At 35.6% G+C, this 12,726-nt stretch carries 4 protein-coding genes; 3 read left to right on the forward strand and 1 reads right to left on the reverse strand.

Annotated elements, in window-relative coordinates; translation table 11 throughout:
• Window positions 1-19: 19 nt before the first annotated feature.
• The gene (locus tag JS605_RS06535) at window positions 20-2,674 is read right to left on the reverse strand and encodes a GH92 family glycosyl hydrolase (protein ID WP_203256897.1); all 2,655 of its coding nucleotides are present in this window, start codon (window positions 2,672-2,674) and stop codon (window positions 20-22) included.
• Between the two features lie 412 nt (window positions 2,675-3,086).
• Between JS605_RS06535 and JS605_RS06540 the strand changes: the two genes are divergently transcribed.
• The 3 genes from JS605_RS06540 (at window position 3,087) to JS605_RS06550 (ending at window position 12,716) form a co-directional block, all read left to right on the forward strand.
• Window positions 3,087-6,674, forward strand: a complete 3,588-nt coding sequence (locus JS605_RS06540) for a glycoside hydrolase family 38 N-terminal domain-containing protein (protein WP_203256898.1) — start codon at window positions 3,087-3,089, stop codon at window positions 6,672-6,674.
• Window positions 6,675-7,096: 422 nt separating this feature from the next.
• Window positions 7,097-7,975 carry an AraC family transcriptional regulator gene (locus tag JS605_RS06545; protein ID WP_203256899.1) on the forward strand — a complete coding sequence of 293 codons (879 nt, stop codon included), beginning with the start codon at window positions 7,097-7,099 and terminating at the stop codon, window positions 7,973-7,975.
• Window positions 7,976-8,369: 394 nt separating this feature from the next.
• Entirely contained in the window at window positions 8,370-12,716 is a 4,347-nt protein-coding gene (locus JS605_RS06550; protein WP_203256900.1) for a glycoside hydrolase family 38 N-terminal domain-containing protein, read from the forward strand.
• Window positions 12,717-12,726 lie beyond the last annotated feature (10 nt).

Genomic DNA, 12,726 nt, shown 5'->3' on the forward strand with positions numbered 1-12,726 from the left:
TTATGGTTGAAAAATTACCTTAATCTTTTCCCCATTGGGTATTAGGCTCAGGTCCCATTTTAAATTCCAAAGTACTTCCACTCATAATATCATCGTGATGAATCCATGACTTTTTATAAGGCTTTCCGTTAAGAGTTGCCGATTGGATATACACATTGTCTTTTGAGTTATTATGGGCTATTACCGTAAATTGTTTTCCATTATCTAAATTTAAACGGACTTTATTAAACATAGGACTACCAATTTGGTATGTAGGATTACCGGGGCAAGTGGGATAAAAGCCCATGCTCCCAAAAATATACCATGACGACATTTGCCCACAATCTTCGTTACCGGGCAATCCTCCTGGACCTGAAGAAAAATTCTCATTGAGTAAGGTTCTAATCAATTTTTGGGTTTTCCAAGGTGCTCCTATGTAATTGTACAGGTATGGGGAGTGCATGGAGTACTCATCGCCTACATAATAAAAATTGTTGCTAAAAAAGTGGTCTAGGTATGCCTCAAGCGCATCATCCCCTCCCATAAAATCTGCGAGTCCTTTAACATCGTGTGGCGCAAATAGGGTAATATTTCTAAAGTAATTTTCTCTATCCATATCTGAGCCATAAGCCCATCCGCTAATAGATGGGTCTGTAGGACTTCGCCAACTACCATCGGCATTTCGTCTCCTAACCAATTTTGTTTCTGGGTCTAAAAAGTTTTTGTAATACAATGAGCGAGCCATAAACTCATTATAGATAGCCTCTTTACCCATAGCCTTAGCCATTTGTGCAATGCAATAATCATCATAAGCAAATTCCAGGGTTCTAATAGCAGATTCTCCATATACATCAGTTGGTACATAACCCAACTTTTGGTATTCCGTAATACCCACACGTGCCACATAATGCCCTGTACCGGGTGTAGTTGCATTTTTCATCATAGCTTCAAAAGCCTTTTCTTCATCATAATCTCGCAGACCTTTTATGTAAGCATCAGCAATTACTGCATCGGCATGTGTACCGTGCATGATATTTGAGTATCCCGGACACGGCCATTTAGGCATCCATCCCCCTTCATCATAGGCATTCAACAAAGCTGTAATCATGGTTGAAACCCGCTCTGGCTCTAGCAGAATAAGCAGTGGGTGTTCTGAGCGAAATGTATCCCACAGCGAAAAATCGGTATACATCACTCCCGGCATTACCTTGCCATTAAAAGCACTGTAATGGTAACCGTCTTCGGTCATATCTCTTGGTAACAGTAAACTACGCTGTAGTGCCGTATAGAATATCTTCTTTTGGTCTTCGGGGACTTCAATATGAATTTTATTCAATAGTTGATGCCATGATGATTTTGTTTCTTGTACTGTTTTTTCAAAATCCCAATGGTTTATCTCATTGTCTAAATTTTTTCTTGCTTGTTGCAAACTAATAAAAGAAGTCCCTATTTTAACCTGAACTTTTTCATCTTGATGGGTTTTAAACGACACATGAACAGCAGAAGACTCCGCACCATTTAGAGCTATTTCCCTTTTTTTATCCATTGTATATGCTCTGGGTTGCGCACACCCAAGTTTTAAGGTTGCGCCCCCAGTGTTTTCATAATACTCAAGTTTAATTGTGTAGGCTTCATTTGTGTTTAGTGCTATACTGTAGGTATCTGTGGTTGCGCCTCTATTGTGCCAAGAGTCAATCACAAGTTTATTATTTAGGTACAAACGCACACCATCATCACTGGTTAGGTAAAAGGTATGCATTCCAGAAGTTTTTGGTACAAGTGTAGCGGTATATCGTATGGAAAATTTATCCGGGTTTACCGCTTTTGCTGGTTGGCCACTCCAGTTAAAATCAATCGTCCTATCTGTTCGCTTTAGCACAGGCTTGCCAGTTAAATCCATGGTATTGAAAAACTCGCCTTTAAAACCATCTGGGAACAGTTGCATAGTGCTACTCATATTTGGTTTTGGCACTATAGCAAAATCATCAAAAGGTTTACTAAACTTAGCCACAAAATAGCATGCAAATTCTCGCCCTACATACCCCCTATTGCCTGCTCTTCCTGTATCATCGGTATATCCTTCTATCTCATTTTTCTCAGTATTTACATGAAAATACCCGTTTGCTAAAGGGTTATCCATAACGATATGTGATGCTTCCGATTTTGGAAAAGTAAACTGCAAAAACTTAGCTTTAGATACTGCGGTAAGTTCTGCTTTAACAGCATAATCATCTAACGTTACCGAATAATAATGTGGCTTGGCAACTTCAGAATTATGATTAAAACTTGAGGCTCGTTCCTCTGGATTAACCTTTAAATCTCCCACCATAGGCATGATGGTTAACGGACCATATTCAGACATAGATGCACCATTGGGATAGTGCGTACTGCGAAAGCCTTGTATCGTTTTATCTTCCCACCAATACGGTATATCTTTTTTTGCTGTTTGTGGAGTAATCTGGGTCATAGCAAAAGGCGCTCCAACACCGGGGTAGACATGTCCTTGAGGTAATTCGGCCTGACTTAATGTAGATGTACCAGACCAAGGTTTTGTGCCTATTCTTGTATCTACATCATCTAAATTGGTTGTACTATGGTTTTTTGGAGCTTCTTTCTCTTTTAAATTACAGCTTAATACGCTTATAACTGCTAAAAGAACGATAGCCTTACTTCCTTTTTTTAATCTAAATATCATAATAAGTACATTAACGATTGATAAAAAAATTCTTGAAATGAATCATCTCCTAAGCTAAGATACAGGTATATTATACCATTGCATTTTAATTTCAAAGTGACAAAACTGAAGTTTATATTTAGATTTCCACTTTCATGAGAACAATAGTTACTCAAAAAATATCGATACATAGTAACGAGACATTCTTTTGGTTAAATTTATAATTCCGTTTTTTTCTAAAATCAAGTATTTCGACAAACAACACCTCCCAAAAGATAAAGAACCTTACTGAAAGGCTTAACATTAAAAAAATGAAATATTCCCCTTTGTTTTACAATAAATATCAGCCTTTTACCTTTTAATAATATCAATTTATTTTGATATATTTGAACCAACTAAACCGATTTAGTTAATCCAAAGATAATTCACAATTATGAAACTAAAAGTCCTTATTACCATTTTATGTGTGTGTGTATTTTCAGTTTTTCAGCCTACGGCTTATGCTTTTAAAAACAAAACCGAAATAAAGACTTCCCCTTCTTTTCACGGTGGTTCTACTAGCGTTAGTCATATTCAAGAACTAAACACCAATTACCGTTTATACAACATTTGTAAAAATGATATTGAAGGTTATAGTAAAATGCTTTCAGGTTCAGAATTTTTCCTATACCCATCACTTCGGGAAGATATGAATATTTCTATGATTGCAAGAGCTACAACTGGCAAAATGGGCTTTGAGTTTTTAACCGGTAAAGTTCCAGAAAACTATCAAAAAGATATCGTCAACTTCTTTTTCTTAAGCGATATTGATTTTAATTTAAGGGAATCGTTTGACGTTTTTGTTAATGACCAACATCTTTTAACCTTTAATTCCAATAAAGACGGCTCGTTATCGGTAACCGAAAATCCAGGCAATGGTAATGCTGAATATATTTTGATAAGACGGGATGCAAATGGCGATGGTATTGGAGCTTTTAGATTGTCGGTGCCTACCTCAAAAATTAAGAAAGGAGAAAGTGCCAAAATAAAAGTGATAGGTCGCAAAAAAAATTCCAATTGTTGGTTTATGATTTTTAAGGGTACGGACGTGGTTGAGCGCATCAATAAATCAGTTACAGAAGAAATGGCATTCAGTATCAAACAGAAAGATAATGTGCTTTATGTAGATGCACCTGCCCATTTTGCGGGCAAATCCATTCAATTAATTTCCGACGGAAAAAAGAGTAAACTAAAAACGTTTAAAGGTCAAGGCGAACTGGCAAAAGCGTCTTTCGAAATTAACGCCCCTAAACATAGTTTTGAGCTTATTTACAACAATGAAACCATAGCTGTAACTTTTGAAAAAGGCGACGGCTCTGGTATGAAAACCGACATTGTTGGTTCATTTTTATACCATCATATGACCAACTACAATCCCTATTGGACCGCCTCTTTAGCCAAACTTTACAAACCTGAATTCTTTGATGCCTACGATAATTTCTTCGATAAAAAATACGAAAAAGGTTTAGTTTCTATTATGAATTCCAGCCACCAAGATATTGCTTGGGTAGATAGACCTTCGGTTTGTATTATTTTAAGAGATACGTTGCTATTAGCACCCGTTTTAAAGGATGCTTTTATACGCGACGATTATGGTTTTGATATTGAAGATGGTTTAATGTTGCGTGAATACATAGACCGCCACCCAGGGTCTGAGGCACAAATTACAGAATTGCTCAATAGAAAATTAGTATCCGTTGGCGCCACCTACAACTGCCCTTACGAAGATATGTACGATGCCGAAGACCAGGTAAGGCAATTGTATTTAGGTAAAAAATGGGTAAAAAAGACCTTTGGTGGATACGACTCTAAAGTATACTGGAATGTGGATGTACCCGGTAAAACCATGCAGTTGCCACAAATACTTAAAAAGGCAGGTGTAGATTATATGGTAATTAGCAGACACGCCAAAGGCATGTTCCATTGGGCGAGCCCAGATGGCAGTTCTGTGTTTACCTACTCCCCTGGCCACTACGGAAACGATTTATTGTATCTCACAAGAGATATGAACAGCAAAATGAAATATGGCGCGGAGCAAGTATTGTGGTGGGAAAACAGTTTTGAAGATGGCAAAATACACACTCCGCTTTTGTCGAGCCAAGACATGTTACCAGCCATTGATTATTCAGATTATATTGATACTTGGAATTCCTTTGAAAAAGTAAAGGATATCGACAGAAAAGAGATTGAAGTGAATTTACCAAAAATGGAACTCATGACAGTTGATGAATATTTACCACTTGCCGAAAAACATGCCACCAAAGTAGATACTATTATGGGAGAGCGCCCCAATGTATGGGTGTATATTCACGGGCCTGGGCATCATGATGCGTTAACTGCTAGCAGGGAAGCCTCTAAACTATTGCCATCTGCAGAAAAGTTTTTATCTATTGCCAATAAACTCGACCCTGTTAAAGCACCTTATCCGTTTGAGGCTTTTGATGAAGCGTGGCAAGCCAAGATTTATCCAGACCACGGCTGGGGCGGACATGATGGCGATGTTACCGATAATTTGTTTAAAGAAAATCTGGTAAAATCGAGAACCATGGGGCAAAATCTTTTAAATGAAGGTTTAGATATCATTGCATCCAAAATCAAGAAAAATAAAAAATTAGGAATGCCTATCGTCCTTTTTAACAGTTTATCTTGGGAAAGAACAGACCCAGTAACCACTACCTTACAGTTCCCTAAAGGCTATAAAAATGGTATTACAATAGTTAATAAAGACAAAAAAATAATCCCATCACAAATTATAAATGCCAAATATCATGATGATGGAAGTCTAAAAAGTGCTGATGTTACTTTTATTGCAGAAAATATTCCATCGATAGGGTACGCCACGTATTATGTTCAAAATAAAAAAACAACCTTTGCCAACAATACCAATGCTTCAAAAAGTAATTACGAAAACCCATATTACCGCATTAATTTTGAAAAGGGTGGGATGACTTCGGTTTTTGATAAGGAATTAAATAAAGACCTTTTTGATAATAGCGTATTTAAAACTGGAGATGTATTTACCATGCAGTCTGTTGGTAATGGCGCTGGAGAGTTTGGAGATGTACAACAACCCACCATGGTAAACTATGACCAAGTGAGCACGCATAACCCTGAATGGGAAATTATTGAAAATGGCCCTATTTACACTAAATATAGGTTAGAACAGCCAATTAAGCATGCTATTGTAAGACAAGATGTAACGCTTTACCATAACCTAAAACGTATTTATTTTGATACAACTTTACGTAATTGGTCAGGAGAACTTTACAGAGAATTTAGAACAGCATTCCCAGTAAACATGGAAAACCCTGAAATAGCCCATGAAGTGCCTTTTGGTACTGTAAGAGTTGGTAAAGATGAAATTGAAACCGCTGGCGAACGCTATACACCACTTTGTAAAGACGTACACCCAAGAGCTATTATCGATTGGATTTCTGCAACAGATGAAGATGTGGCTATAACACTAAGTTCTTCTGTGGCCGCCGCAGACTGGATAGACCCAACCGGTAAAACCAACAGCAATATTTTACAACACGCATTATTAGCAAGTAGAACATCGTGCCATTGGGAAGGGAATGAATATTCTCAGGGTGGAAACCACGATTTTCATAATGTACTAACCTCAACTAAAGCAGGTAGTGTATTAGGGCAAAAAATAGCAAAACAAAAAAATGAGCCTATTCAAGTTGTTGTGAACCCCATCACTACGTCAAAACCTTATTTATCGGAAAACTTGAGTTTCTTTTCTATTAATGCCGAAAATATTATTATTACTACCATTAAAAAAGCAGAGGATTCCGAAGATTTAATAGCAAGAATGTATAATGTAGAAGGTGGTACGGAAACCGTAAATGTGTCTTCGTATTTTGATATTAAATCCTATTATCATACAAACATTATCGAAGAAAATCCTGTGCCAGTTGCACCTCAATTGAAAATTGGCAAGTATGCGATAGAAACCTATGGTTTAAAAGTTGATTAATAGTACAGTTGTTTTCCAAGAACAAAGCCGATTATCTATAGTTTTAAGATAGTCGGCTTTGTATTTTAATACTTTTTTAAAATATGAGCTCGATGAATTATACACTTATAATCAATTATTTACGTGCATCAAACATTGTAACCATGTCATTCCGAGCGAGGAACGAGGAGGAATCTCATCATAATGAGATATCTCGTCGCTCATGCTTCGCTCTGTCGATATGACAAAGTGCTATTTTTTTCATTATTCAAGTATAATATATGTATTGATATCTTAATCGAACTCACGTTAATATATTAATCACTACTTGAAAATTTTTGCCAATTAAGTTTTATAGAATGTGAATGAATTAACAAAACTTACCTAATGCTTATACTTGTAATAGAATGATAATTTTTAACTTTAGCTGAATTTAAAATTAAATGAAAGCATCGTTTTATAAAATCCTTTTCGATGAGGAAACCCCTTTTCGATGTACATATTTAGACAAACCTAGTTTTGATATGCCTTGGCATTTCCACCCTGAACTAGAATTAACATTAATACTAGAAAGTGAGGGTGTAAGGTACATAGGAGACCATACATCTAGATACAAAGCTGGAGATTTAGTTTTGGTAGGCTCTAATTTACCGCATATGTGGGTAAATAACAGTACGGAAACTTCTAGTGACAACAAAGCTTTAGATAGAAGCATACGAATTACACTTCAGTTCCCGCCAGATATGATAGATAACATGTTTAAAAAAGCGCAAGAATTACAACCCCTAATTCAGCTTTTTACACTAGCACAAAGAGGCATATCATTTTCCCAAACAACAAGTGAAGAAATTAAACCTCTGTTTCTGGAAATTAACGATAGAACAGGACTTAGAAAATGGATATCGGTATTTGACTTATTATTTAAATTAACAGAAGCAGAAGGTTATAAATTATTAGCAAGCCCTGGGTATTTACCACAATTAACAAGAAAAGATCACGGATTGGTAAACAAAGTGTTCAATCACATTGAAACTCATTTTAAAGATAAAATCACACTACAGGAAATGGCAGATATGGCGTGTTTAACTAAACCTTCGTTCTGCCGTTTATTCAAACAAAAGACAGGAAAAACATTTTTTGATTTCTTAAATGAGTATCGCATAAATCATGCTAAACGTTTACTTTTAGATAATACAAATGAGTCAATAAACACAATTGCCATCCATTCGGGATTTCCAACAATTCAACATTTCAATAAAAAATTCAAGGAATTAAACAGAGGGCTTACCCCTTCTCAATTTTTAAAAGCCAACGCTAGGTAAACCACCATAGTTTCTTACATAATAAAAAATGTATTGAAATAAATCTATCCCTAATAATCAGTGTTCCAAATTTCTTTTCTATCTAATAAGACAACATTAACATAGAGTTTCTTCTTAATGTTAATATTGACTCAAATCTAGCAAGTATCATATCATAATCCTAATGCCATAATAGCTAAATTTGTACTTACCAACACTTAATTTTACCAACAAACAAAGCTAAACTAAAGTCTTACCTAAAATTTCATCAAAATTCTTTAAGAATTTTATATTGTACTTTACTTAGCCTGTGCCCGTAGATTTCGCACATATTAACATGTACGAATGCATTGTAAATTGATAAAACAAGTGTTTAACAAATGTAATTAATAGCAATACACCCAGTTTAAAAACTATGAAAAATTTTTTAGTACTCTCATTTCTATGTTGTTTTATTTCAATAAGCGCACAAAATTCAAAAATTGAAATTACCGATATAACGCCTACACCGTTTTTCCCGAAGGCAAAAAACGGAGAGGCATTAAAACAATTAGTAAAACTATCAATAAACAACACAGCAACTAAAGCATCTGTTGAAGCAAGAATTAAAGTTGAAGGGTTTAATGAATACTACCAAAATTTGGGTGCTTTAGCCAAAGACAAAGGAGTTTACGACCTTATGTTAATGGATGTAAACAAACCTTCTAAAGTATTAATAGAACTAATCAACAATAAAAAAAGAGTAGTAGCGCAGAAAACTGTTGTTTGGCAACCTCAAAAAAAATGGAAGGTTTATTATGCGGCCGTTTCGCACCAAGACCTTGGGTTTATAAGCTATTACCAAAATATCAGAAAAGCGGTACGAGAAGCCGGTATTGATACAGCACTAGACTTTTGTAAGGAGACCGACTCTTGGGACGAAAACGACCAATTTAGATGGAATATTGAAACCAGTGAACCTATAATTCGTTGGATATCAAAACAAACCCCTGAGAGAATCAAAGAATTTGAACAACGCGTTAATGAGGGCAGAATAGGCTTTTCTGCCAACCACAACACCATTTCCTCCCAAATACCAGGATATGAGGTTTTAGCCCGTAGCTTTTACACACCTAACCGCTACATTGTTGACATGTTAGATGTTGCGCCTTCTAAACTTGCTTTAAATAATGATGTTACAGGTATTACCCGTTCTTGGCCTTTGTATCTTAAAGAAGCTGATATTCCTTATTTTATGCATGGAAGCAACAATCCTAACAACTTGAATGATATGTTTGACCAACCTGTTTTTAAATGGTTGAGCACAGACGGCGACACAAAAAACACGCCTTTATGTAAAACAGATTCGTATTACTCTCCAAATAAAATAGCAACTTGGGACCTTGATGGCGTATCCTATCTCATTAACCGCCACGTAGATTTAGATTGGCAGTTCGATTGTATTTTGGCTTATGATAGTCACGATTTTTCTGTCCCAACCATGGAAAATGCCGAAAAAATCAAAGAGTGGAATGCCATATACGAGTATCCAAAATTTAGATGCTCTTTAGTTAGTTCATATTTTGAAGACGTAGAATCGCAATTAAAAAATGGCATCACAATAGAAGAAACTGCTAAAGATGCACCAGATAGCTGGAACGACCAGGAAATAATAGACGCCGACCTTATGGCTAAGGCAAGACGTGCAAATTACGCCATTCCTACTACCGAAAAATTAGCAACTTTTGCTATGAATACAAAAGGTGGTTATCCAGAAAAAGATATATTCCAAGCCTATAACCGTATTGTCATGTATCACGAGCATACTAACGGTACTTTTGATGGAGGTAATCCTAAATACTACGAAACCGAAAATGTTATGCATGAAACTTTGGTAGATGAAGCCATTGCGTATAACGAAAATGCATTACAAGCATCATTAGAAAAGTTGGGCTCTGAAGTACAATCAAAATCTAACGCAATAGTAGTATACAACAGCTTAAACTGGGAACGAAACGATGTGGTTTATATCAATAAAGACCAAATACCTTTCAATAGTTTTAAAATAATTGACCCCAATACCAAAAAGCCTGTTAAAGTACAAGAGCTAACCAATGGAAAATTGGTGTTTTATGCTAAAAACATTCCTGCCATGGGGTATAAAACCTTTAACATTAAAGAAGTAAAGAAACCAACTCTCTCCAAATCTTTATTAAGCAATGAAACATCTGTAGAAAATAATTTTTACCAAATAACCTTAAATAAAGAAGAGAATATTATATCGGATGTTGTGGACAAACAACTCAATAAAAGCATCATAGATAAAAGCTCGCCTTACGCCTTGGGAGAGTACATTCACTATGACCATTTTAGCAAAGAGTGGAAGAAAACAAAGTTTACCGATATTAAGCTATACAAAGGTGCTGTAATGGACGAACTGCACCTAAACCAAAAGGCTTACCTAACAGACAGAACAACTTTAGTAGTATATATACATCACAATACTAAAAGGCTAGATTTTGCTTTAGAAGTAGACAAACTTTCTAACGGAGAAGCACTTATTTCTGGCTGGAACCGTTATATTAAAGAAGCCTCTTTTTGTGCCGTACCCATAAACGTACCCAATCATCAGCACCACCATGAATTAGCAGGCACTGTAACCCAACCAGGAAATAAAGATTTACAATTTGAAGCAGCTGAATCTGCTTTTTATGCGATTCAACATTTTGCAGATGCATCTAATGAAGACTTTGGAGTAACTTTATCTACAATTGAAGGCAACTTGATTAATTACAAGCACCCAAGACCCGTATTTTGGAATAATGATGGTCGCAGAGCTAAAGAGGACATCGTAAAACCAGAGAACAGCAATATGTTTCTCTATTTAATGAACAATTTCTTCCAAACCAATGTACAAGTAGACCAACCAGGCTTAAAGAAATATACGTTTTCTATAAACAGTCATAAAGGCAACTGGCAACAAGGAAAAGCACCAACTTTTGGTTGGGAGAGTTCCCACCCACTCTTAGCGCAATACATTCAAAAAAACAAAAAAGGACAATTACCAAATAGTCGTTCATTTTTAAGCACAGATAAAGACAATGTTATATGTACCACATTTAAAAAAGCCGAAGCCAACGGTAATGGGTTTATTATGCGTTTTTTCGAATTAGAAGGTAAAACCACAAACGTAAAAGTAAAGCTCAATTTAAATCAAGATATTACAAAAGCCTTTGCCCTAAACCTTATTGAAGATGATAAAGAAGCCATTAAAGTTACCAACAACGAAATAGAATTTCAAATTAATGGTCATGGTATTAAAACAATACGAGTACTAGGTAAAGCGAATTTCTCTACTTCAGATTTAGAAGTAAATGCCCAAGCCATATCTAATGAAAAAGTACAAATCTCTTGGCAACAAATAGAAAACCCTGAGAATTTAAGCCATTATAACGTTTATAGAAGTTTAGATAATTCCTGTGAACCTAACGCCTTAAATTTTATTGGCACCGCAGAAACAAATTCATATACAGACCAAACACAACTTAACTTTGGAGGTTGGGCACACAATCGTGTGGCTCCAAATACAACATATTACTATCGCGTTCAAGCAGTAGATAAATTTAATAACCGCAATAATGCATCAAAAGTAGTAAAGTGCAAAACGCCTAAAAGTGATGAAATAGATGGCAAACCTACTAAAGTACAAGGGGTATACACGGCACATGTTTCCCCATTAGCACCAGAAAATTTTATCAATCTATGGTTTTATACCAATTTTGAAAAAGATGTAGACAAATATGTAATTCACAGAGGGGAAAACCCAAATTTTACACCAACAAAAGACAATTTAATTAATGAGCTTATACCCTCAAAAGATTCCATTACCTTCCATAAAACCTACAGTACTGAAGCACTGAACCGACAAATGTATGCGGACAAAACGGCAAAAGTAAATAAGGCCTACTACTATAAAGTTGCAGCTGTAGACCATAACGAAAATGTAGGGCCCTATTCAGACCCATCCTACGCCTACATGGAGCAGGTACCAGTAAAAATCTCTCACGAATATGTAGCCAGTAAAACTTTTGAAACCTTCAGACCAAAAAAGATTGTTACCATTACATGTACAGACCCAAATCTAGATATCTATTATTATACAGAAGATAGAAATAGTACTAGCGAACTAAAAAAATATACAGCACCTTTTGAAATTGATGAACGAAGTCTCATTAATTTAGAAATGTACAAATCGAATACCAAAGATATGGTACACCGATACAGAAGATTTGTGGACTTGAATCAAAATATTAGTCAATCAGATTATAACAATTACTTCAATTCCCTAAAAGCAACCGATGGAAGTTATTACAGCGGTTGGGTATCCAAACAATATGGTGGAGGCACTAAAGAACAGCCCAAAGATATTTGGTTAGGTATCAATTTAAGCGAAGAAAAAACAGTTGGAGGCATGACAATGATAGCCGACAGAGGTAATATTTTCCCAATTCATGACAAATTCCGCCTGTATGCAAGAAATGGAGAGCAATTAACCGAAATTAATTTTGAGTCTGCTCCAGATAAAGACATTAGAAACACCTTCCACGTAACGTTTAACCAACCGATTTCTGCCGATGGTATCATGATTTTATTTGAAAAAAACAACTTACCAACATTTGATGATGACAACAAACAAAATGGTATAGTTAGATTAAATGAAGTTACTTTGTTAGACGACAAAAAACAATCCGTTCTTAGAACCGATTTATTACCAATAGAATAAAAAAAAACAC

This window comes from Hyunsoonleella ulvae, from assembly GCF_016827605.1.
GTDB classification, from domain to species: domain Bacteria; phylum Bacteroidota; class Bacteroidia; order Flavobacteriales; family Flavobacteriaceae; genus Jejuia; species Jejuia ulvae.